This is a genomic window from Halomonas sp. ANAO-440, assembly GCF_019915905.1.
Classification (GTDB): Bacteria; Pseudomonadota; Gammaproteobacteria; order Pseudomonadales; family Halomonadaceae; genus Halomonas; species Halomonas chromatireducens.
Genome location: NZ_JAHXBV010000011.1, coordinates 111,672 through 134,930 on the forward strand (window position 1 = coordinate 111,672; position 23,259 = coordinate 134,930).

Here is a 23,259-nt window from a genome sequence, read left to right on the forward strand (position 1 = left end):
CAGTTAGCATTAAATTGGCAACATGAACAAACCAGCGACGACACGAGATCCCGAACAGACCAGGCTGCGCATCATGGAGGCGGCGGAGTCCCTCTTCGTGGAGAAGGGCTTCTCCGCCGTCAAGCTGAGTGAGCTGGCGCGTTCAGCCGATGTTACCAAGAGCCTTATCCATCACCATTTCGGCAGCAAGGAACAGCTGTGGGAGGCGGTCAAGAATCGTGCCTTCGAGCGCTATTACACTGGCCAGATGGCCATGCTGGAGGGGGCAGGCGAGCCGGATGCCATGCTTCTGCGGAATTCGGTGGAAGCCTACTTCCACTTTTTACGCGACAACCCCGGCGTAGTGCGGTTGTTCGCCTGGACCCATCTGGAAGGGGACAGTCATTGTGGAGAGCTCGACAACCAGCTCGTCGGTGCGGGTGCCGAATGGGTTCGCCAGGCCCAGATGCGTGGCCTGCTGCGTAAGGACATCAACCCAACCCATGTGATCGCGCTGTTCGTGATGACTTGCACGCAATGGTTCGAGGCCAAATGTCATCATCAACACTGGCCGGGGATGGGCAGCGACGAGGCTTTTCTGGAAGATTTCCTGAAGATCTTCATGGCCGGGGTCGCGCCTCGAGATTGAGTTTTTTTACGCCAGTAATTGACTGGTCGGCCAGTTTGTTAAGAAGGAAAACAATAATATGAGGCATAGTCGAAGAGTGGGCGTGGCAATGGCAGCGCTGGGGCTGTTGGCGCTGCTGGGGGGCTGCGACAGGGCGCCGGCCGCCAGTCAGGCGCTGAATGCAACGGTCGATGCTCGGGCTGCCGTTCGCGTCAGCCCGGTGCGAAACAGTGCCGGCGAAGAGCAAATTCGCTTCCCCGGCATCGTCCGCCCGAAGGAGCGGGTGTCGCCGGCTTTCCTGCATGCCGGAGTACTCCGGGAGCGCCTCGTGGAGCGTGGCCAGCGTGTCGAGAAGGGCGAGCCCCTGGCACGCCTGCATAATCCGGCCCTGGAGCCTGCCCTGGCCGGAGCCGAGGGGCGGGTGAGGGAACTCGATGCTCATCTGGCCAGGCTGGGCAGGGATGTTGAGCGGGCCCGGACGCTGCGCGAACGCAACCTGGTCGCCCAGGAGGAGCTGGATCGGCTGCTGTCGGAACGGGAGGCCACCGTCCAGGCCCGGGAGCAGGCGGTGGCCTCCCGTGACGACGCCCGGGCCCAGGTCGATGAGATGACGCTGCGGGCACCCTTCGCGGCCGACGTGGCCGACCTTTTTGTCGAGGCGGGTGACTTCGTGGCCGCTGGCGAACCGGTGCTGGCGCTTTCCGGCGTCGATGGCGTGGAGGTGGCGATTCGCGTCCCGGTGATGCTCGGCGCCCGGCTGAACGCGGGGCTGCCGGCTCAGGTGTCGCCGACGCTGCATGAAGGCCGCTTCCAGGGGCGGATCAGCAGCGTGGGGAGAGCCGGTTCGGCGCTGGTGCCGGTGGTGGTCGAACTCGATCCCGACACGCGTCTGGCCCCCGGCGAGTCGGTTCAGGTATCTCTTTCCGTTGCCATGAGGTCATCGTTGCAGGTGCCACTCTCAGCCGTGCAGGACCCCGGGGGGCATGCGCCCTATGTGCTGGCCCTGACGGATGACGAGACCGTGCGAAGGGTGCCGGTGGCACCGGGGCGACTGGCGGACGGCTGGGTGACCATCTCGGCCCCGCTCTCTCACGGCGACCGGGTGGTGGTGGCGGGCCAGGGGCGCCTGCAGCAGGGCGATAGCGTGCGGGTACTGCCATGAAGTGGCTGCATGCGACGCTGCACTTCAAGCGTCTGGTGCTGACCGTGACGGCACTGCTGGCGCTGATCGGGCTGGCCGCCTGGCTGACCATGGATCGCCAGGAGGATCCCTTCTTTCCCTACCGCTTCGGCCAGGTGCTGGTACCGTATCCCGGCGCGGAGCCGGAGCAGGTCGAGCGTCTGGTGCTCAACGCGCTGGAAGAGGAGCTGGCCCAGGTCGAGGAGGTCAACGAGCTCATTGGCACGGCGCGGCTGGGGGTGGCGCATGTCAACATCGAGATGCACGAGCATGTCTATGACACCGACGCCGCCTGGGAGCAGATCCGCATTGCGGTGAATCGGGCGTCGAGGAAGTTTCCCGACGGGGTGGGTGACGCCGAGATCAGCGATCGGGACTCCGACGCCCACGGCATCGTGCTGTCGGTGACCGGCTCCGATGACCTGCTTGAGCTGCGCGAGGCAGCCGAGCGGCTGCGGCGGGATCTGTTCCGACTCAAGGACATTGCGCGCATCGATCTGCTCGCCGACCCCGGGCAGCAGGTCATCGTCAGTTGGGACGATGCCCTGGCGGAACTGACCGGGCTCGATGCCCAGGCGTTGGGCGATCAGTTGGCTGCCCGCAACCTGACTTCCTCGGGAGGCAGCCTCTCCAGCGGCGGGCGCTCGGTGGTGCTCGACCCGGTGACGGAGTTTGGCAGCCTCGAGGATCTGGCCATGACGCCGATTCGCACGCGGCGTGGGGAAGTCATTCCGCTGGGTGAGCTGGCGGATGTGCGGCTGTCGCCACGGGAGCCCGCCACCGAGCGGATCTGGCATGACGGTGAGCCCGCCGTGGCACTGGGCATCATTCTCTCCAACGAGCGGGTCAATGCCGTCCGATTCGGCGAATCCCTGCGCAGCCTGCTCGACGAGGTGCGCCCCACCTATGCGCCGCTGCAGATCCAGGAGATGTTCTATCAGCCCCGCTGGGTGGAGCAGCGGCTGGCCGAACTCGGCGTCTCGCTGCTGCTGGGTATTTCCATTCTCGGCGTTCTGCTTTTCCTGACCATGGGTCTCAGGCTGGGATTCGCGGTGATGCTGATCGTGCCGCTGGTGACCTTTTCGGCCCTGGCCATCTATGCCATGGGAGGCGGAATCCTGCACCAGATCGCCGTGGCCGGCATGGTGATTGCGCTGGGTATGCTGGTGGACAACGCCATCGTCATGGTGGAGAACCTGCAGTGGCATCGCGACCAGGGGCTCTCGGCAGCGGAGGCCGTGTCGCGTTCGGTGCGAGAGCTTGCCGCGCCGCTGCTGGCCGCTACCGGCACCACCCTTGCCGCCTTCGTGCCGCTGCTGCTTTCCAGCGGCAATACCGCTGACTTCACCCGTGCGATTCCGGTGATGGTGATGCTGACCCTGGTGGTGAGCTATCTCTATGCCGTCTTCGTCACCCCCGTCTTCGCCGCCGCCATCCTCAAGCCCGGCGGCGGCTCACAGCGGCGCAGCCTGTCAGGCGCCGGTCGGCGGATCGGGCGCTTCGCCGTTCGCTGGCCCGGCGGCATACTCGCCGGCGCCGTGGTCCTGCTGATGGGCGCGCTGGCCATGGTGCCACTGCTCAACCATGACTTCTTTCCCGATACGGACCGCAACCAACTGGTCATCGACCTGCACTTCGCCGAGGGTACGCATCTCGATTACACCGCCCATGAGGCGAGCGTGCTGGCCGCGGACCTGGGTGAGCGGCCGGCGGTGACCGGCGTACACCTCTTTGCCGGCTTCAGCGGCCCACGATTCTATTACAACCTGGTCGAGCAGCCCCGTCAGGCGCATCTGGCGCGGCTGGTGGTCGAGGCGGAGCATGCCGACGATCTGGCCCCGCTGATGGCGTGGGTCCGGGACGTTACCCCGGAACGGTTGCCGGAGGCCGATGTGGTGGCGCGACGCCTGGGGCAGGGTCCTCCCGTCACCGCCCCCATCGAGATTCGCGTCTTCGCCGAAGAGCGCAGCCGGCTCGCCGAAGGCACGGAGCGCATTCTGGCGCTGGTGCGGGGTGCCGAGGGCGCGCGGGATGCGCGGCATACCCTGGGTGAAGGGCTGCCCACGCTGCGGCTGGAAGTGGACGATGCCCGTGCCGGCGAGTTCGGCCTGTCGCGGCGCGAGGTCGCCATGGCGGTGGCGGGTGCCAGTCGCGGCATCGAGGTGAGCACCTGGCGCGCCGAGCGGGAACCCGCGGCGCTGCTGATTCGCTCCCCGGAGGGTGAGCGTTTCCCCCTGTCTGCACTCGAAGGGCTGCGCCTGACAGCGGACAACGGCGACTCGGTGCCTCTCGGCGAGGTCGCCGCCCTGCGCACGACATGGCAGCCGGCGGTGATCCAGCATCGTGGCCTGCGCCGCATGACCACCGTGCTTGCCGAGGTGGCGGATGGCCAGACCTATGCCGGGGTGCTGGACGGACTATTGCCGCGGCTGGCGGAACTCGAGCTGCCGGAGGGAGTGACCTACACGGTGGGTGGGGCGGCCGAGTCGGCGGGGGATGCCAATACGGCGCTGTTCCAGACCCTGCCATTCGGCATCCTGTTGCTGGTCGTCTTCCTGCTGGCGCAGTTCAACTCCTTCCGCCAGCTGGGCATCGTATTGACCACCGTGCCGCTGGCGGCCATCGGCGTGATTCCCGGCCTGTGGCTGACCGGGCAGCCGTTCGGCTTCACCGCCATGCTGGGCGTCGTCGCCCTGGTGGGGATCGTGGTCAACAATGCGATCGTGCTGATCGACGTGATGAATACCAATCGCAGGCAGGGCATGCCCCTGGACGATGCGGTCGTCGGGGCGGTCGCTCGGCGCACCCGGCCGGTGCTGCTAACCACGGCCACCACCGTTGCCGGCCTGGTGCCTCTGACCCTGACCCAGTCCACGCTGTGGCCGCCCATGGCCTGGGCGATCATCTCGGGGCTCATCGCCTCGACCCTGCTCACGCTACTGGTGATTCCGGCGCTCTATCGGCTGGTCATGAAATGGTAAGCAGCAACTACCGGCCTTGTTGAAGCGCTCGGTTCGGCGCCCCGACTTTGCGTCGCGACTGGCGCCGTCAGGTGCCCCGGCGAAGGATGCTCTGGTTAGCGCTGGCTCAGCATTCGTGGATGACGTCCATGGGATAAAAACGGCTGGCCAGGGCGTCGCGGATGCGGCGCAGCACCAGGGGGCTTCTCAGCCGGCCCTGGCGATCCAGCGCTTCGATCTCCTCCAGGGTGAGCCAGTGAACGGCAATGATCGCCGGGTCCAGCTCATTGCCCAGGTGGGCGAGGGCCATGCCGAAGAAGCCGTGGCTGTGAAAGGTCTGGCCGCCGGGCGCTTCGTAGACATAGAGCCCCAGATAGTCGGTGATGCCGACCTGCCAGGCGCTCTCCTCGCGCAGTTCTCGCAGGGCGGCTTCGCGGATGCGTTCGCCGGGCTCGAGATGGCCGGCGGGCTGGTTGAAGAGCGTCTGTCCGCCATCCGGGGCTTCCTCCACCATCAGGAAGCAGCCGGCGCGCTCCACGACGGTGGCCACGGTGACATAGGGTTGCCAGCGGCTCATCGGTGACCTCCTTTGCGGCGAGGCATGTGCCGCGATGCGGTGCGTGGGGCGTGCAGGATCTCCCGGCGCCACTCTCCCGGCGCCAGGCCGTCGAGCTGCCATGGGCCGATGGCGACGCGCACCAGTCGCAGGGTGGGATGGCCCACATGGGCGGTCATGCGCCGCACCTGGCGGTTGCGCCCCTCGCTGATGGTCAGCTCCAGCCAGCTGGTCACCGGGTGGCGCTTGGGGTCCAGCGGCGGCGCGCGTGGCGGTAGCCCGCTCTCTTCCAGTCGTCGCACCCTGGCCGGTCGCGTCATGCCATCCTTCAATTTTACGCCATGGCACAGCGCCTGCAGTGAGGCTTCGCTGGGACTTCCCTCCACCTGCACCCGATAGGTCTTGGGCTGTTTGTGGCGTGGGTCGCTGATGCGGTGTATCAGCGCACCATCATCGGTGAGAAGGAGCAGGCCTTCCGAATCATAGTCGAGCCGGCCGGCGGCATAGATGCCTGGCACGTCGATCACATCGGCCAGGGTGGCGCGGTGCCCTCTTTCGCCGCCCTCACGGTCGGTGAACTGGGAAAGCATGCGGTAGGGCTTGTGCAAGAGATAGAGGGTGCTCATACAGCAAGCTTACCGGTAAGCCGGTCGGGATGGCAGGGGGAGTCGGGCCGTACGTCAGCCTTATTGCGCATACGCCATGGCGGGGTGGCTGGTATAATGCGCTCGCTCGCCGGAAGCGGCCTCGTCGTTACGGGGCCTGTCGTGACTTCGCCACCGGGGGTGGTGCCCAGCGCATTCCCCGCCATACAAATGAAAATAGAGAACCGTAGGTGGAGCACGCCGGGTCCGCCGTTCCAGACATCGTGAGCGCGCGCAACCGTTCCAGTTTCCTGCCACCGCAGTGACCAGAGAGATCAAAGCCAACATGTCAAAAACGCCGAAGATTATCTACACGTTCACCGACGAAGCGCCTGCGCTGGCGACCCATTCGCTGCTGCCGATCATCGACGCCTTCACTGACGCTGCCGGCGTCGACGTCGAGATCCGGGACATCTCCCTGGCGGCTCGGATTCTCTCCCAGTTCCCCGATTATCTTACCGACGAGCAGCGCGTCGAGGATCACCTGGCCGAACTGGGTGCTCTGGCCAAGACGCCGGAAGCCAATATCATCAAGCTGCCCAACATCAGTGCCTCCATGCCGCAGCTGCGGGCGGCGATCAAGGAACTGCAGGGGCAGGGCTATAAGTTGCCGGACTACCCGGACGAGCCGAACAGCGACGAAGAGCGTGAGATCAAGGCGCGCTACGACAAGACCAAGGGCAGTGCCGTCAACCCGGTGCTGCGCGAGGGTAACTCCGACCGCCGCGCGCCCCGGGCCGTCAAGGAGTACGCCCGCAAGTATCCCCACCACATGGGGGAGTGGAGCCAGGCCTCCCGCACCCATGTGTCGCACATGCATGGCGGCGACTTCTACCACGGCGAGAAGTCGATGACCCTGGATCGCGCTCGCGACGTGAAGATGGAGCTGATCACCAACAGCGGCCAGACCCTGGTGCTGAAGCCCAAGGTCTCGCTGCTCGAAGGTGAGATCATCGACAGCATGTTCATGAGCAAGAAGGCGCTGTGCGAGTTCTACGAGCGGGAGATCGAGGATGCCCGCAAGACCGGCGTGATGTTCTCCCTGCACGTCAAGGCGACGATGATGAAGGTCTCGCACCCGATCGTGTTCGGTCACTGCGTCAAGATCTTCTACAAGGAAGCCTTCGAGAAGCATGGAGCCCTGTTCGATGAGCTGGGGGTAGACGTCAACAACGGGATCGGGAACCTCTACGACAGGCTCGCCACCCTGCCCGAGAGCCAGCGCGAGGAGATCATCCGCGACCTGCACGCCTGCCACGACCAGCGTCCGGAGCTGGCCATGGTGGATTCGGCGCGGGGCATCACCAACTTCCATTCGCCCAGCGATGTGATCGTCGACGCCTCGATGCCGGCGATGATCCGCGCCGGCGGCAAGATGTACGGCGCTGACGGCCGCCTCAAGGATGTCAAGGCGGTGATTCCGGAGTCCACTTTCGCCCGCATCTACCAGGAGATGATCAACTTCTGCAAGTGGCACGGCGCCTTCGACCCGGCCACCATGGGTACCGTACCCAATGTCGGCCTGATGGCCCAGAAGGCGGAGGAGTACGGCTCCCATGACAAGACCTTCGAGGTGCCGGAGGCCGGTGTCGCCAATATCACCGACCTGGAGACCGGAGAGGTGCTGCTGTCCCAGGACGTCGAGCAGGGCGATATCTGGCGGATGTGCCAGGTCAAGGACGCGCCGATCCGCGACTGGGTCAAGCTGGCGGTGGAGCGTTGCCGCGATTCCGGCATGCCGGCGGTATTCTGGCTCGACCCCTACCGCCCGCACGAGAACGAACTGATCAAGAAGGTGAAGTCCTACCTCCAGGATCATGACACCACCGGTCTCAACATCCAGATCATGTCCCAGGTCCGGGCCATGCGCTATACCCTGGAGCGCGTGATCCGAGGCCTCGACACCATCTCGGTGACCGGCAACATCCTGCGTGACTACCTAACCGACCTGTTCCCGATCATGGAGCTGGGCACCAGCGCCAAGATGCTCTCCATCGTGCCCCTGATGGCCGGTGGCGGCATGTTCGAGACCGGTGCCGGTGGCTCGGCACCCAAGCACGTGCAGCAGCTCCTCGAGGAGAACCACCTGCGCTGGGACAGCCTCGGTGAATTCCTGGCCATGACCGCTTCTCTGGAACACCTTGCCAAGCAGTATGGCAATGCCCGGGCGGCGCTGCTGGCGGATGCCCTGGACAAGGCCACCGGCCAGTTCCTCGAATCCAACAAGTCGCCCTCACGCAAGGTCGGCGAGCTGGACAACCGGGGCAGCCATTTCTACCTGGCCCTTTACTGGGCGCAGGCACTGGCCGCCCAGGACGAGGATGCCGAGCTCAAGGGGCTGTTCGGCCGCCTGGCCAAGGTCCTGGAGGCCAAGGAGGCGACCATCCTTGAGGAGCTGAACGGCGTCCAGGGGCAGCCGGTGGATATCAAGGGCTACTACCATGCCGATCCCGAGCTGGCCCGCGCTGTCATGCGTCCGAGCAAGACGTTGAATGACGCCCTGGCGCTGGTTGCCAGGGATTGAAGGTATCGCGCTGAGCGTGTCGCACCGCCTTTTCCGGGTGGGCCCTCCGGCTACCGTCCGCCGCTCGGCGGACAGTAGCCTTTATGTGGAGGCGTCTGTTATGGGCCGGGTGGGGTGGTCGATGCTATACTCCGCGCTCCACTGAATAGACCAGACAGGGGAGTTCTCAATGGGGTTCCAGAAAATTGTCGTACCTGAAGGCGGCGAAAAGATTACCGTCAACGCTGACAACACCCTGAACGTGCCGAACGAGCCGATCATCCCGTTCATCGAGGGTGATGGTATCGGTGTCGACGTGACACCGGCGATGAAGATTGCCATCGATTCAGCCGTACAGCATGCCTACAACGGCGAGCGCAAGATTCACTGGATGGAAGTCTACGCCGGTGAGAAGGCCACTCAGGTCTACGATGCCGACACCTGGCTCCCGGAAGAGACCCTGGAAGCCGTCAAGGACTACGTGGTTTCCATCAAGGGCCCGCTGACCACCCCGGTGGGCGGTGGTATTCGCTCCCTGAACGTCGCCCTGCGCCAGAAGCTCGACCTCTATGTCTGCCAGCGTCCGGTTCGCTGGTTCGAGGGCGTGCCGAGCCCGGTGAAGAAGCCCGGCGACGTCGACATGGTCATCTTCCGCGAGAACTCCGAAGATATCTATGCCGGTATCGAATGGAAGGCCGGTTCCGCCGAAGCCGACAAGGTCATCAAGTTCTTCCGTGAAGAAATGGGTGTCACCAACATCCGCTTCCCGGAAAACTGCGGTATCGGCGTCAAGCCGGTCTCCGTTGAAGGTACCAAGCGTCTGGTGCGCCAGGCCCTGCAGTACACCGTGGACAACGACCGCGAGTCGCTGACCCTGGTGCACAAGGGCAACATCATGAAGTTCACCGAAGGTGCCTTCAAGGACTGGGGCTACGAGATCGCCAAGGAAGAGTTCGGCGCCGAGCTGCTCGACGGCGGCCCCTGGATGCAGTTCAAGAATCCCAAGACCGGCAAGAACATCGTTGTCAAGGACGTCATCGCCGACGCCATGCTCCAGCAGATCCTGCTGCGTCCGGCCGAGTATGACGTCATCGCCACATTGAACCTCAACGGCGATTATCTGTCTGATGCTCTTGCAGCGGAAGTGGGCGGTATCGGCATCGCGCCGGGTGCCAATCTCTCCGACACCGTAGCCATGTTCGAGGCAACTCACGGCACCGCGCCGAAGTACGCCGGCCAGGACAAGGTCAACCCGGGGTCGCTGATCCTTTCCGCCGAGATGATGCTGCGTCACATGGGCTGGGTCGAAGCTGCGGACCTGGTCCTCAAGGGCATGGAAAAGGCGATCTCCAAGGGCGAGGTCACCTATGACTTCCATCGCCTGATGGACGATGCCAAACTCCTGAAGTGCTCCGAGTTCGGCCAGGCCGTCGCCGACAACATGTAAGCGGCTCGGCGAGTACCCGGGGCCCTCGCCCGCCGCCTGGCGGGCGAGGGCCTTTTGTGTTAGCACCATTTCCGTCAGAACCATGAACCCTGTCGGCTCAGTGGCGTCCAAAGATATCCGAGATGCCTCGTGTGGCCGACTTGTCGAGATGGTAAGTGGCTTTTATGTTCAAGACAGAAGAACCGAACGCGTGGAGGCTGGTCGGTAGTGTTGCCGGCATGACTCGGCCGCCACGCCACGACGACCGCCCCGAGGAAGAGGGGGACGATGATCTTGCCGTCCAGTCCTCGGATCCCGAGGTGGCACGTCCACCGATGTACAAGGTGGTGTTGCACAATGATGACTTCACCCCCATGGAGTTCGTGGTGGAGGTGCTTCAGAGCTTCTTCCGCATGGACAGTGAGACTGCGGTGCAGGTGATGCTGACGGTTCACACCCACGGAAAGGCCACTTGCGGCATATTTACCCGCGACATTGCGGAAACAAAAAGTCACCAGGTCAATCAATATGCAAGAGAGTGTCAGCACCCGTTGCTCTGCGATATCGAGGCGGCGGACTGACTCCCGGACATGGTCGAAGCGGGAATAGATTGGCAGTCGTTGAGGAAGAGACTTGCAACGGCGGCGTTTGTGCCCGATGTTGATGATGCCGGACCACGAAAGATCCGATGCAAGCCCTAAGCGGCGAGAAGGGGACTGCCATGCTGAGCAAAGAACTTGAACTGACCCTGAACACGGCGTTTACCGTGGCCCGCTCCAAGCGGCACGAGTTCATGACCGTGGAGCACCTGCTGCTGGCTCTGCTTGACAACGCCTCCGCAGCTGATGTGCTGAGAGCCTGCGGGGCCAACCTCGACAAGCTGCGGTCCGACCTGCAGGATTTCATCAACTCCACCACTCCGTTGATTCCCGAGGATCAGAACGACCGTGAAACCCAGCCGACTCTGGGCTTCCAGCGCGTATTGCAGCGGGCTGTGTTCCACGTGCAGTCCTCGGGAAAGAGCGAAGTCACCGGTGCCAACGTGCTGGTGGCGATCTTCTCCGAGCAGGAGAGCCAGGCGGTCTACTTCCTGAAGCAACAGAATGTGGCGCGGGTCGACGCGGTCAACTACATCGCCCACGGCATATCCAAGGTGGCCGGCCATGGCCACAGTCCCTCCTCGCCGCCGCCGGACTCCGAGGAAGCGGAAGAGGGCGGCACGGAGAACGGTACCAATCCGTTGACCGGCTATGCCACCAACCTCAACGAGCAGGCCAGGATCGGCAAGATCGATCCGCTGATCGGGCGCGAGCATGAGCTGGAGCGCGTCATCCAGATCCTGGCCCGGCGGCGCAAGAACAACCCGCTGTTGGTGGGTGAGGCCGGCGTAGGCAAGACAGCCATTGCCGAAGGGCTGGCCAAGCGCATCGTCGAGGAGGACGTTCCTGAGGTCATCGGTGACGCGGTAGTCTATTCGTTGGACATGGGTGCCCTGCTGGCCGGCACCAAGTATCGCGGCGACTTCGAGAAGCGCTTGAAGAGCCTGCTGGCAGAACTCAAGAAGCAGCCCAATGCCATCCTTTTCATCGACGAAATCCATACGGTGATCGGTGCCGGGGCAGCGTCCGGTGGCGTCATGGACGCTTCCAACCTGCTCAAGCCGCTGCTCTCTTCCGGTGAGCTGCGCTGCATCGGCTCCACCACCTTCCAGGAGTTCCGCGGCATCTTCGAGAAGGATCGCGCCCTGGCGCGTCGCTTCCAGAAGGTCGATGTCATGGCGCCCTCGGTGGATGACACCATCCGCATCCTCAAGGGGCTGCGCTCGCGCTTCGAGGAGCATCACCAGCTCAAGTACACCGATGCAGCCCTGGAGAGCGCGGCTCGGCTCGCGGATCGCTACATCAACGATCGTCATCTGCCCGACAAGGCCATCGACGTGATCGATGAGGCCGGCGCACACCAGCGGCTCTTGCCGCCGGAGGTGCGCATTGGCACCATCGACGTTGACCAGGTCGAGGCGGTGGTGGCCTCCATCGCGCGGATTCCGCCGAAGAGCGTCTCCAGCTCCGACCGCAAGCTGCTCGAGAACCTGGATCGCGATCTAAAGATGCTGGTGTTCGGTCAGGACGAGGCGATCGACAGCCTTTCAGCGGCGATCAAGCTCTCTCGTGCCGGCCTCAAGTCCCCCGACAAGCCGGTGGGCAGCTTCCTGTTCGCCGGCCCCACAGGGGTGGGCAAGACCGAGGTGGCACGCCAGCTGTCACGGATCATGGGCATCGAACTGGTGCGTTTCGACATGTCCGAGTACATGGAGCGCCACACCGTGTCACGGCTGATCGGTGCCCCGCCGGGCTATGTCGGCTATGACCAGGGCGGTTTGCTCACCGAGGCGATCACCAAGCAGCCCCACTGCGTGCTGCTGCTCGACGAGGTCGAGAAAGCGCACCCGGAAGTCTTCAACCTGCTGCTGCAGGTCATGGACCACGGGCGGCTGACCGACAATAACGGGCGTGAGGCGGACTTCCGCCATGTGATCGTGATCATGACCTCCAACGCCGGGGCCGAGCAGCAGGCACGACGCTCTATCGGCTTCCAGTCCCAGGACCACTCCACCGATGCCATGGAGGTGATTCGCAAGACCTTCTCGCCGGAATTTCGCAACCGGCTCGATGGCATCATCCAGTTCCACTCCCTGCCAACCTCCGTGGTGCGCAGCGTGGTGGATAAGTTCCTGGTGGAGCTACAGGCGCAGCTCGACGAGAAGCGGGTCCAGCTGGATGTGGACATGGCAGCCCGCGACTGGCTGGCCGAGAAGGGCTACGATCCGAGCATGGGCGCGCGCCCAATGGCCCGTATCATCCAGGAGCGACTGAAGAAGCCACTGGCCGAGCTGATCCTGTTTGGCGAGCTGGCAGAGCATGGCGGGATCGTGCATGTCAGCGTGGAGGATGGCGAACTGCACCTCTCCACGGAGGCGGAGTTGGCCGACGCCCCTTGATGGGGCAAGGCTAGCACCCGCTCGACACAGCGCCCTGTCTTCGGACGGGGCGTTGTCGTGCGCGGGGAGCCGTTATCGTGCGAAAGGGTGCCCTGGCGCTATCAGCGTGAGCGGTAGACGATACGTCCCTTGGTGAGGTCATAGGGGGTCAGTTCGACCTTGACCTTGTCACCGGTGAGAATACGAATGTAGTTCTTGCGCATCTTGCCGGAGATATGGGCCGTCACGACGTGGCCGTTTTCCAGCTCGACGCGGAAGGTGGTGTTGGGAAGGGTATCGACGACGACGCCTTCCATTTCGATATGGTCTTCACGTGCCATATAGGCGGTTCCTCGCTGATGGTTACGATGACTTCCACTGACCGTGCCGGACGGCCCGAAGCCTCACTCGACGACAGCAGGCAGGCTGCTGTGCCGACAGATAGCGCGGTATTGTGCCGCAAGCTGGGCGTCAAGGCAAAGAAGGCCTTACTTCGAAGACACATTTGCGATGGGAAGCGTGCGCCGCCAATGTCGGCCGTCGAGTATCTCCAGGGGCTGGTATGCTTCCTTGTAGGCCATCTTGCGACAATTCCGGATCCAGTACCCCAGGTAGACATGGGGTAGATCCCGCAGGTACGCCTCCTTCACCAGGCTGAGAACGGCATAGGCGCCCAGGGAGCGGCGATACCACTGCGGATCGGGGTCAAAAAAGGTATAGATGGCAGAAAGGCCGTGTTCAAGATGGTCGAAGGCGGATACGGCCAGCAGTTGATCGCCGAGTCGGAATTCCAGCAGCCGTGAGTAGTCCTCGTCCAGGGTCAGGAAGGTACGGTACTGTTCATGGCTTGGCGGGAACATGTCGCCATCGCTGTGGCGGGCGTATATGTAGCGTTCGTAGAGCGCATAGTGCTCCGCATCGAACTGCGCAGGTCGCTCGATCAAGCGAAGGTCCGTGTTGCGACGGCGAATGCGGCGCTGACTGCGGCTGGGCTGGAAGTCCTGCACCGGAATGCGAACCGAGAGGCAGGCGCTGCAGCCCTCGCAATGCGGGCGATACAGATGGCGCCCGCTGCGCCGGAAACCGAGCAGGGCAAGCGCATCGTAAACGCCCTGGCTATGGGACTCCTGGGGATCCAGGAAAAGCGTCGTCGCTTCGTGGCCTTCGAGGTAGCTGCAGGCGTGAGGCACGGTCAGGAAGAAGCGCAGATCCCGTACCGGGTGCTGAGGCGTATTGCTGCTCACTTCGGTCGCTCCCTATGTGAAAGCGGATGTAGTCTCGGCGCAGGAGTCGTCTTCGGGCAGCGGCCAGTCGGGTAGCGGGTGGTCGCCGCTGGTCGAATGCGGTTTCGCCAGGCACTCTTCAAGATAGCCGATGAATTCGGCGCGGGCGATGTCGCAAGCCCCCAGGCTGGCTAAATGACGAGTATGCATTTGGCAATCGATCAGTCGGCCATTGCCTTTTTGCATGGCGCGTACCAGATGGACCAGCGCTACCTTGGAGGCATCTCGGGTCATCGAGAACATCGACTCGCCGAAAAAGACCGGACCCAGGGCCACACCGTAGAGTCCGCCGACCAGTCGCTGGCCTTGCCACACTTCCACGGAGCGGGCGTAGCCCAGCCTGTGAAGTAGCAGATAGGCGTTACGCATCTCCCGGGTGATCCAGGTGCCGGGCTGACCCGGCCTGGGGGCGGCACAGGCATCGACGGTCTCGAGGAAGGCACGGTTGAAGGTTACCCGGAAATTGCCGTTGCGCAATCGCTTGGCCAGGCTGCGGCTGATGCGTAGTGCGTCGGGAAAGAGCACCATGCGAGGATCCGGACTCCACCACAGGATAGGCTGATCATCGCTGTACCAGGGAAAGATGCCGCGCCTATAGGCGGTCAGCAGCCACTGGGGCGTCAAGGCGCCGCCAGCTGCCAGCAGGCCATCCGGGTCACGCAGCGCCTGTGACACGGGGGGGAAGCTAACCGGTTGTTCGGGAAGCCAGGGCAGCATGCTGCGGCGCTCCTTGTCGTTAGGTTGCATCTAGTTTGAGGGCGGAGCGACTCTTCCTCAAGCAAAGCCCGCGGCTACTGTGCCGGGGCCTGCTGTCCCGGTATGATGAGCGGCTGAAACCGGCAATACGAATGCTTCTGAAAGGCGCCGCCAGGTGCGGCGCGAGGGGGTTGGCGAGTTGAGTGCAAAGGAAAAGGGCGTGCCCCGGCGCGCGACGGCGGAGAATGCCCGGCAGACGGCAAGGCGCATGGGACTCCACCTGCACGGCGCAGCCCGCGAAGGTGCGATCATCCTGCTTCTGGCAGGCTGTGTGTTCCTGCTGCTGGCGCTGTTCAGCTATGAGCCGGCAGACCCCGGATGGTCCCATCGCGGGCCGGAAACCGGCGTCGACAACTGGATGGGGCCCATCGGGGCCTGGCTGTCTGACGTGCTTTACTCACTGTTCGGGGCCAGTGCCCTCTGGTGGCCCGGCATGCTGGGGTTTGCCGGCTGGTGGCTGATCCGTTCGCGCAAGGTTCGCATCGAGTGGGATGCAACAGGTGTCGCAGTGCGCCTGGGGGGGCTGGTCCTGCTGCTGCTTGGCACGACCACCCTGGGGGCGCTGCATTTCTACAGTCCCGAGAGCAAGTTGCCCTATGCGTCCGGGGGTATCCTCGGGGAGGGACTGGTGGGCGCACTGATGCCGCTGGTCGATACCGGTGGCACGGGGTTGCTCGCCCTGTCGGCGATGCTCTGCGGCTTTCCGCTGTTCACCGGTCTGTCATGGCTGACGGTGATGGATGAGCTGGGGCATCGTGCCTTGCAGCTCTGGCGCTGGGCCGCCACCCCTTTTGGCCTGGTTCGGGAGCGCCAGGAGGCTCGGCGTGCCGAGCGCGATGACGACGAGGTGTCGAACGACGAGGAACCGTTCGACGAATCGGCAGCGGACGAGGGGGAGAGGGTGTCGTCACCCGGCCGGCGTGGCTGGCGACGGCTGCTGCCCTGGGGCGGCGGAGGAGGAGAGCCGGCCATTGGCAGTGCCGCATCCCGTGAGCCCAGCCTGTCATCCGGCTTCGGCGACGATGGCGAAACCGATATTCCGTGGGAAGTGCCCGAGCGGACGCCATCGGCAAAGCGGCCTGAAGCCGCCTATACCGCTCGTGAAGCGGCGCATGAGCAAGGCGCTGGTCCAGCGTCGGTTTCTCCTCCGGAGCCCTCCCTGGGGGCCGTTTCGGCTGCTGCTGCGGGTTCCTATCCCCTGAGTGCCAGTCGTCATGACGAGCCGGCATCGGTTTCCATGCCGCTGCGGGCCACGGAGGGCAAGGCCCCGATGGCCGATAGCGATACTGCGCGCAACGATCAGCGGGATGCTCCTGTCGAGGCGACGACCTCCATTGACGACCCACAGAGTCCCCGGCCGGAACAGGAGAAGGCAGGGGCGGCGGGTACGTCACGGCGTGAGCCGGGGCTCAGTGACTGGCAGCCCGATGAGCGGCAGGAGGCGAAGGAGCCGCGCTTAAGTTGGGACAGCCTAGTCGATGATCAGAATGAGAGTGGACCGGCCTTGACCGAGCCTGAGGCCGGCTCAGGTACAGAACGGGCCGGAGGCTATCCCGATCAGGCGGCCGGCCTGCGAGCCTGGCAGGAGGCGGCTGCATCAAGAGAGGGGATTGCTCCCCCGGAGCCCTCGACAGACGAGCCTGACGATGCTGCGCCGAGCGAGGAGCCGCAGGGCGAGGGACGTGTCGCCACCGCCGAACAGGCCCGCGCCGCGGCGGCCCAGCCTGATGGACCCACGCTATGGACGGTGGAGCACCTGCAGAGCCAGCGTCCTCAGTTCGACGAGTTGGCCGAACCGGATGGCGAGCTGCCGAGCCTGCGCCTGTTGACGCCGGCGGAGCCGCACCAGCAGAACTATACGGAGCAGCAGCTGACCGACATGGCAGAGCTGCTCGAGACCCGGCTGCGCGAATATGGTGTCAAGGCCGAGGTCGTCAATACCTGGCCCGGACCGGTGATCACCCGCTTCGAGATCAAGCCGGCCGCCGGGGTCAAGGTCTCCAAGATCAGTAACCTGGCCAAGGATCTGGCGCGCTCGCTGATGGTCAAGAGCGTGCGGGTCGTCGAGGTGATCCCCGGTAGGCCAACGGTGGGCATCGAGATCCCCAACCCTCATCGCGCCATGATCCGCCTGCGGGAGGTGATCGACTCCGATCGCTACCAGCAGGAAGCCTCGCCGCTGACCATGGCGCTGGGGCAGGACATCGGCGGTGGCCCTGTCGTTGCCAACCTGGGCAAGATGCCCCACCTGCTGGTGGCCGGCACCACCGGTTCGGGCAAGTCGGTGGGGGTCAACGCCATGCTGATCTCCATGCTGCTCAAGGCCACGCCGGAGGAGCTGCGGTTGATCATGGTCGACCCCAAGATGCTCGAGCTCTCGGTCTACGATGGTATTCCGCACCTGCTGGCGCCGGTGGTCACCGACATGAAGGAAGCTGCCAATTCGCTGCGCTGGTGTGTGGCCGAGATGGAGCGCCGCTACAAGCTGATGGCAGCCATGGGGGTGCGCAACATCGCCGGCTTCAATGGCAAGCTGGACGAGGCGGAGCGGGCGGGCGCCCAGGTGGCCGACCCGCTGTGGGACCCTCAGCCCTGGGAGATGCACGAACCGCCCCCGGTACTGGAGAAGCTGCCCTACATCGTGGTGGTGATCGACGAATTTGCCGACATGTTCATGATTGTGGGCAAGAAGGTCGAGGAACTGATCGCCCGCCTGGCCCAGAAGGCGCGGGCCGCCGGTATCCACCTGATACTTGCCACCCAGCGCCCCTCGGTGGACGTGGTCACCGGCCTGATCAAGGCCAACATACCCACCCGCATGGCCTTCCAGGTCTCCTCGCGGGTCGACTCCCGTACCATCCTCGACCAGGGCGGTGCCGAGAACCTGCTGGGTCACGGCGACATGCTCTACCTGCCAGCCGGCTCCGGCCTGCCGACCCGGGTTCATGGCGCCTTCGTCGACGATGACGAGGTGCATCGCATTGTCGAAGACTGGAAGCGCCGCGGCGAGCCCGTGTATATCGAGGAGATCCTCTCCGGTGGGGTCTCGGCGGAGGCATTGACGGGCCTGGAGGCGGAGGGCAGCGAGGGCGGCGATGCCGAGCAGGACGCGCTCTACGACGAGGCGGTGCAGTTCGTCACCGAGTCCCGGCGCGCCTCGATCTCCGCGGTGCAGCGCCGCTTCAAGATCGGCTACAACCGGGCCGCGCGGCTGGTGGAGGCGATGGAGGCGGCGGGCGTGGTCTCTTCCATGGGCACCAATGGCGCTCGCGAAGTGCTGGCACCACCGCCGGTGGGGAACTGATGCCGGTTTCGTCCAAACATGCATCAAACGTGAAAGCGCCGGCGGCCATGCAACCCGCCGGCGCTGATCGGGTCCGATTGACAGGATTCCACATACGGACCCTGCTTAGGGAGATAGCGCTAATGACTGTAAAGAAGACCCTTGCCACACTGGCCATGACGCTTGCACTGCCGGTTGCCGCCCTTGCCAGTGAAGGTGCGGATCGCCTGGCCACGATGCTGGAGCCACTGGAGACATACCAGGCCAGCTTCGAGCAGCAGATCCTCGACGGCAGCGGCCAGCGCCTGCAGCAGGCGAGTGGCACCATGTGGCTGTCGCGCCCCGGCAAGTTCCGCTGGGAGGTTGACGCCCCCTATCAGCAGGAGGTTATCTCCGATGGCAGCGAAGTCTATCTCTACGACCCCGACCTCGAGCAGGTCACCGTGCAGGCGCTGGATCAGAGAGTCACCCACACGCCGGCGCTGTTGCTCTCCGGCAGTGCCAGTGAGCTGACCGAGAATTACGACGTGACGCGCCAGCAGCAGGGCAGCAACGAGGTCTTCCGGCTGGTGCCGAAGTCGCCCGACACCCTGTTCGAGGAGCTGGAGATGACCTTCCGCGGCGAAGAGCTGCGGGGGCTGGAAATGACCGACAGCACCGGCCAGCGTACCGCCATCGAGTTTCGTGACGTGCGCTTGAACCAGTCCATTGATGACAGCCGCTTCACCTTCGACATTCCTGACGGCACCGATGTGATCCGCGACACCCACTGATCGCCCTTCAGGAGCCCATGATGCAACCGCGCCGCCCTCGAGGCGGCGCGGCTGTTTCTGGCTCATTTTCTATCGCTTCTCTTCTGTCACCTGTCCGCGCGCTCACGCTCCGCTTTCATCGGCCTGGGCATCCAGCGCGGCACGCCAGGCCATCAGTTGGGCGTAGCGCTTCTCCTGGCCGTGATCGCTGGGCTGGTAGAACGGCTGGCGGGGCAGGTCGTCGGGCCAGCAGTCGTGGGCGCTGCCCGCCGGGTAGCCTTCCGGTTCGCCGTGGGCGTAGCGATACCCCTGGCCATGGCCCAGCGACTCCATCAGCTTGGTCGGGGCATTGCGCAGGTAGCCGGGCACCTCCAGGCTCGGCTGGGCGGCCACGAACGCCTTGGCACGATGCCATGCCTGGTCGATGGCGTTGCTCTTGGGGGCCACGGCGAGATGAATGGCGGCGTGGGCAATGGCACGCTGGCCTTCGTAGTCCCCCAGGCGCAGGTAGGCGTCCCAGGCGGAGATGACCAGTGGCAGGGCGCGAGGGTCGGCGTTGCCCACGTCCTCCGAGGCGATGGCGGCCAGCCGGCGAACCACGTCCAGCGGGTCGCCACCGCCCTGGATGAAGCGGGCGATGTAGAGCAGGGCGGCGTCCTGCCGCGAGGAGCGGATCGACTTGTGGATGGCCGATAGCAGGTCGTAGTAGTAGTCGCCCTGCTTGTCGAAGGCGCTGGCCTGATGGCCCATCACTGCCTCCAGCGCTTCCCGGGGCAGGCGTTCGTGATCGCCATCGGCGACGGTGAAGTCGCAGGCCGTCTCGAGCAGGCCCAGGGCGCGCCGGGCATCGCCGGCGGCGGCCCGGGCGAGTATGCCGAGAATCTCGTCATCGACCGTGATATGGCGGCTGCCCAGGCCGCGTTCGCTGTCGCCCAGGGCCTGGCGCATCACGGTGATCAGTTCGGCTTCGTCGAGGGGCTTGAGCACGTGAACGCGTGCCCGGGAGAGCAGCGCCGAGTTGACTTCGAAGGAGGGGTTTTCGGTAGTGGCGCCGATCAGTGTCAGCAGGCCCGACTCCACGTGGGGCAGCAGGGCATCCTGCTGGCTCTTGTTGAGGCGGTGAATCTCATCGAGGAACATCAGCGTCGGCTGGCCTTGCCCCCGCGCCACCTCGGCTCGGGATGCCGCTTCTCGAATATCCTTGACCCCGGCCATTACCGCCGAGAGCCTCTCAAGCCGGGATCCGGATTCCGTGGCAAGGATATCAGCCAGGGTGGTCTTGCCCACCCCCGGAGGGCCCCAGAGAATCATCGAGCGAACCGTGCCTGTTTCTGCCATGCGCCGTAGCGGCTTGCCGGGGCCCACCAGAGCCGGTTGGCCCACGTAGTCCTCCAGGCGGCGTGGCCGCATGCGGTAGGCGAGTGGTGCCGTGTCGTCATCGGCCTGGCCGAACAGGTCCATGGCGCTCTCCTTGTGGCTGGATGTTTCATCAGTGGTTACGATGATTCAAGAATTATGCAATACGACCTTGGGGGATATGCGGTGTTAGTCCAAAGGTACTAGGGTGATATGGCACCTTGCCCGACCGGTCGCCAGGGATTAAAGCGGCCCCGACAATGAACCTGTGTTCGTTCCGCGCATCCAACGCGTATTGCCCGCTTCATTCGATGGTAGAGGAGGCTTCGACATGCCCATGCTGACCCAGCTGCGTCAGGATCATGCCAATATGGCGCGCATGTTGCACGTCCTTCAGCTAAAGCAGAAGGCCCTTGCATCCGGCGAACGACCCAATTTCCAACTGGTCCGGGAGGTTGTCGACTACATACTCGACTACATGGAAGGATTTACGGTTCCGCTGGAGCGAGTCTGCACCGAGCGTCTCAATGTCCTGGCTCCTGAGAGCGGGGCCCTGACCGAGCGCCTGTCCAGCGACTATCAGGCCTTGCGCCAGCGCCTGTTACGGCTCTCCAGCGATATCGACATGATCCTGATGGATGCCGTGGTGCCCATGGATCGCTTCGCCGGGGACCTGAAGGCCTACCTCGATGCGCATCGGGCCTATCTGCGTGACGAGCGGGAGCTACTCTTCCCGCTGATTCGCGAGCATTTCAACGATGAGGACCTGGAGCGCCTGGCGGAAGCGTTGCCCGACGGTGCAGCCGCTCAGCTTGAGCGGCTGCAGGCCGCCTACCCCGAGCTCTATGCCGAACTGCGGGAGATGCCCGAACCGGCAACCTGACGGTCTGGCCGGATGGGAGCCCGTCCCGCTTGCTGCTAGAATAAGCGCCTCACAGCAGCCGAGCGATCCCACATGTTGGCCTATTTCCCATGTCCGGCCCGATACTGATCTTCGACTCCGGCGTCGGCGGCCTGTCGGTGATTTCACCGCTACGCCGCCGGCTACCGAATGCCGCCCTGGCCTACGCCTGCGACAATGCCATGATGCCCTACGGCACGCGGCCGGACGACTGGCTGGTGACGCGCATCCTCTCGGTCTGCAGCGCTGCGGTCGCGGCCAGTGGCTGCAGCGTGCTGGTACTGGCCTGCAATACGGCCAGCACCCTGGCGCTCGATCGCCTTCGTGATCGGCTAGCGGTGCCTGTCGTGGGCACGGTGCCAGCCATCAAGCCCGCCGCAGCGTCGAGTCGCAGTCGACACATCGGCCTGCTCGCCACCAGTGCGACGGTGTCCCGACCCTATACCGATCGCCTGATCCGGGAGTTCGCCGCCGACTGCCGGGTCACCCGCGTGGCGGCCGATGCCTTGGTGGGCCAGGCGGAGCGGCTGCTGGCGGGCGAGACGCCGGATCGGCGTATCATTCGCGACGCCACGGCACCGCTTTGGGCAGCCGAGGATCTGGACACCGTGGTGCTTGGCTGCACGCACTTTCCCCTGCTCGGCGCCTATATTGCCGAGGCGGCACCCCGCGGGGTGCGCATGATCGACTCCGGCGAGGCCATCGCGCGCCGGACGGCCCAGGTCGTCGCCCGGCCTGCGTCTCGCGGCGAGTGTGACCGCAGCTTTGTCACTGCCCTGGATAGTCGCCTGAGCCGGGCCCTCGAAGCGTTTGGCTTCGATGCGCCGCAGCTGCTATCCCTCGATTGATACTTTCTTCCTTGCCACGCCCACGACAGGAGTTGCCGTGTCCCTTCCCGTTGTCGATCCCGCGCGCTATGACCAGCAGCTCGAGGCCAAGCGCGAGCGTATCGTTCGCCAGTTCGCCCCCTTCGCGCCGCCGCCGCTGGAGGTCCTGGCATCACCACCGAGCCATTATCGCCAGCGCTGCGAGTTTCGTATCTGGCACGAAGGGGACGACCTCTTCTATGCGATGTTCGAAATGGAAGGGACCGAGGACGATCCTGCGGCTCCCAGGAAGAAGCGCGTCATTCGCCTGGATCAGTACCCGGTGGCCAGCCGGCAGATCAATGCGTTGATGCCCCGGCTGCGCGAGGCGCTGTTGGCCAGCGCTACGCTGCGGCATAGGCTGTTTCAGGTGGAGTTCCTGACCACGCTGACCGGCGAGGCGCTGGTGACCCTGATCTATCACCGGCCGCTGGATGAGGCCTGGGAGAGCGAAGCGCGAGCGCTTCAGTCCCAGTTGGGCATCTTCATCATCGGCCGCTCGCGCAAGCAGCGGCTGGTGCTCGAGCGCGACCACGTGTGGGAGCGCCTGGACGTGGACGGGCGTTCCTTCGTCTACCAGCAGGTGGAAAACAGCTTCACCCAGCCCAACGCCGAGATCTGTCGCGCCATGCTGGCTTGGGCCCGTGAGGTGACCCGCGGGAGCCAGGATCACGACCTGGTCGAACTCTATTGCGGCAACGGCAACTTCACCGTTGCGTTGGCGGAGAACTTTCGCCGCGTGCTGGCCACTGAAATTTCGCGCACCTCGGTGGCCAGCGCCCGGGAAAACCTGTCGGCCAATGGCATCGACAATGCGGTGATCGGGCGGATGTCCGCGGAGGAGTTTGCCGAGGCGCTCAAGGGGGAGAAGGGTGGGCGCCGGGTGGCGGAGATGGGGCTGGAGACATACGACTTCGCCACGGTCCTGGTGGACCCTCCCCGGGCAGGCCTCGACGACGCGAGCTGCCGGCAACTGAGCGAGTATCCCCGTATCGTCTATATTTCATGCAGCCCCGATACATTGGCGCGGAATCTGGAAACGCTATGCCGCACGCACAGGGTCACGCGTTTTGCGCTGTTCGACCAGTTTCCCTGGACTCATCACTGCGAATGCGGCGTTTTGCTGGAGCGACACGCCACCTGAAGCGGTCTGTGAAATCCTTTTCTCTCGGGAAAGTCAAGTAGCAGATCGTCATATGGCGATGCCCA

At 64.4% G+C, this 23,259-nt stretch carries 18 protein-coding genes; 12 read left to right on the forward strand and 6 right to left on the reverse strand.

Translation table 11 applies throughout. From position 1 onward, the window contains the following. Positions 1 to 22: 22 nt before the first annotated feature. From KZO25_RS09845 to KZO25_RS09855, 3 genes are read left to right on the forward strand one after another with little or no spacing between them, the layout of a single operon-like run. Positions 23 to 628, forward strand: coding sequence for a TetR/AcrR family transcriptional regulator (locus KZO25_RS09845; protein ID WP_223136816.1), 606 nt, complete (start codon positions 23 to 25; stop codon positions 626 to 628). Positions 629 to 686: 58 nt separating this feature from the next. Then, positions 687 to 1,769, forward strand: coding sequence for an efflux RND transporter periplasmic adaptor subunit (locus tag KZO25_RS09850; RefSeq protein WP_223136817.1), 1,083 nt, complete (start codon positions 687 to 689; stop codon positions 1,767 to 1,769). Then, positions 1,766 to 4,768, forward strand: coding sequence for an efflux RND transporter permease subunit (locus tag KZO25_RS09855; RefSeq protein WP_223136818.1), 3,003 nt, complete (start codon positions 1,766 to 1,768; stop codon positions 4,766 to 4,768). Before KZO25_RS09850 ends, KZO25_RS09855 begins: the two co-directional genes overlap by 4 nt. Positions 4,769 to 4,874: 106 nt before the next feature. Here the strand turns inward: KZO25_RS09855 and KZO25_RS09860 are convergent, their stop codons facing one another. Both KZO25_RS09860 and KZO25_RS09865 read right to left on the reverse strand, forming a co-directional pair. Next, positions 4,875 to 5,324, reverse strand: a complete 450-nt coding sequence (locus KZO25_RS09860) for an NUDIX domain-containing protein (protein WP_066450236.1) — start codon at positions 5,322 to 5,324, stop codon at positions 4,875 to 4,877. Further along, positions 5,321 to 5,929 carry a pseudouridine synthase gene (locus tag KZO25_RS09865; RefSeq protein ID WP_223136819.1) on the reverse strand — a complete coding sequence of 203 codons (609 nt, stop codon included), beginning with the start codon at positions 5,927 to 5,929 and terminating at the stop codon, positions 5,321 to 5,323. Before KZO25_RS09865 ends, KZO25_RS09860 begins: the two co-directional genes overlap by 4 nt. A gap of 304 nt (positions 5,930 to 6,233) precedes the next feature. Between KZO25_RS09865 and KZO25_RS09870 the strand changes: the two genes are divergently transcribed. The 4 genes from KZO25_RS09870 to clpA all read left to right on the forward strand — a co-directional run bounded on the left by KZO25_RS09870 (position 6,234) and on the right by clpA (position 12,874). After that, positions 6,234 to 8,471, forward strand: a complete 2,238-nt coding sequence (locus KZO25_RS09870) for an NADP-dependent isocitrate dehydrogenase (RefSeq protein ID WP_223136820.1) — start codon at positions 6,234 to 6,236, stop codon at positions 8,469 to 8,471. Between the two features lie 169 nt (positions 8,472 to 8,640). Further along, positions 8,641 to 9,897: an NADP-dependent isocitrate dehydrogenase gene (gene icd, locus KZO25_RS09875; protein WP_066450220.1), complete on the forward strand. Its 1,257-nt coding sequence runs from the start codon at positions 8,641 to 8,643 to the stop codon at positions 9,895 to 9,897. 164 nt (positions 9,898 to 10,061) lie between these two features. After that, positions 10,062 to 10,457, forward strand: coding sequence for an ATP-dependent Clp protease adapter ClpS (clpS, locus tag KZO25_RS09880; RefSeq protein ID WP_066450215.1), 396 nt, complete (start codon positions 10,062 to 10,064; stop codon positions 10,455 to 10,457). 140 nt (positions 10,458 to 10,597) lie between these two features. Continuing rightward, the gene (clpA, locus tag KZO25_RS09885; RefSeq protein WP_223136821.1) at positions 10,598 to 12,874 is read left to right on the forward strand and encodes an ATP-dependent Clp protease ATP-binding subunit ClpA; all 2,277 of its coding nucleotides are present in this window, start codon (positions 10,598 to 10,600) and stop codon (positions 12,872 to 12,874) included. A gap of 101 nt (positions 12,875 to 12,975) precedes the next feature. Here clpA and infA read toward each other — a convergent pair whose 3' ends face one another. From infA to aat, 3 genes are all read right to left on the reverse strand, one after another. Beyond that, positions 12,976 to 13,194 (reverse strand): translation initiation factor IF-1, encoded by a 219-nt coding sequence (gene infA, locus KZO25_RS09890; RefSeq protein ID WP_010627817.1) that lies wholly within the window; start codon positions 13,192 to 13,194, stop codon positions 12,976 to 12,978. 147 nt (positions 13,195 to 13,341) lie between these two features. Then, positions 13,342 to 14,097 (reverse strand): arginyltransferase, encoded by a 756-nt coding sequence (locus KZO25_RS09895; protein ID WP_066450213.1) that lies wholly within the window; start codon positions 14,095 to 14,097, stop codon positions 13,342 to 13,344. Between the two features lie 12 nt (positions 14,098 to 14,109). Next, positions 14,110 to 14,853 (reverse strand): leucyl/phenylalanyl-tRNA--protein transferase, encoded by a 744-nt coding sequence (gene aat / locus KZO25_RS09900; RefSeq protein WP_223136822.1) that lies wholly within the window; start codon positions 14,851 to 14,853, stop codon positions 14,110 to 14,112. A 247-nt stretch (positions 14,854 to 15,100) separates the two neighbouring features. On the opposite strand from aat, the gene KZO25_RS09905 reads away from it, so the two are divergent. After that, positions 15,101 to 18,196 (forward strand): DNA translocase FtsK, encoded by a 3,096-nt coding sequence (locus tag KZO25_RS09905; RefSeq protein ID WP_223136879.1) that lies wholly within the window; start codon positions 15,101 to 15,103, stop codon positions 18,194 to 18,196. A gap of 122 nt (positions 18,197 to 18,318) precedes the next feature. Beyond that, complete coding sequence (gene lolA, locus KZO25_RS09910) at positions 18,319 to 18,948, forward strand: outer membrane lipoprotein chaperone LolA (RefSeq protein ID WP_223136823.1); 630 nt, start codon at positions 18,319 to 18,321, stop codon at positions 18,946 to 18,948. A gap of 102 nt (positions 18,949 to 19,050) precedes the next feature. Here lolA and KZO25_RS09915 read toward each other — a convergent pair whose 3' ends face one another. Next, positions 19,051 to 20,388, reverse strand: coding sequence for a replication-associated recombination protein A (locus KZO25_RS09915; RefSeq protein ID WP_223136824.1), 1,338 nt, complete (start codon positions 20,386 to 20,388; stop codon positions 19,051 to 19,053). Positions 20,389 to 20,620: 232 nt separating this feature from the next. Between KZO25_RS09915 and KZO25_RS09920 the strand changes: the two genes are divergently transcribed. The 3 genes from KZO25_RS09920 to trmA all read left to right on the forward strand — a co-directional run bounded on the left by KZO25_RS09920 (position 20,621) and on the right by trmA (position 23,194). After that, the gene (locus tag KZO25_RS09920) at positions 20,621 to 21,166 is read left to right on the forward strand and encodes a hemerythrin domain-containing protein (protein WP_066452352.1); all 546 of its coding nucleotides are present in this window, start codon (positions 20,621 to 20,623) and stop codon (positions 21,164 to 21,166) included. Between the two features lie 89 nt (positions 21,167 to 21,255). Further along, positions 21,256 to 22,032, forward strand: a complete 777-nt coding sequence (murI, locus tag KZO25_RS09925) for a glutamate racemase (RefSeq protein ID WP_223136825.1) — start codon at positions 21,256 to 21,258, stop codon at positions 22,030 to 22,032. 37 nt (positions 22,033 to 22,069) lie between these two features. After that, the gene (gene trmA, locus KZO25_RS09930; RefSeq protein WP_223136826.1) at positions 22,070 to 23,194 is read left to right on the forward strand and encodes a tRNA (uridine(54)-C5)-methyltransferase TrmA; all 1,125 of its coding nucleotides are present in this window, start codon (positions 22,070 to 22,072) and stop codon (positions 23,192 to 23,194) included. Positions 23,195 to 23,259: the final 65 nt, after the last annotated feature.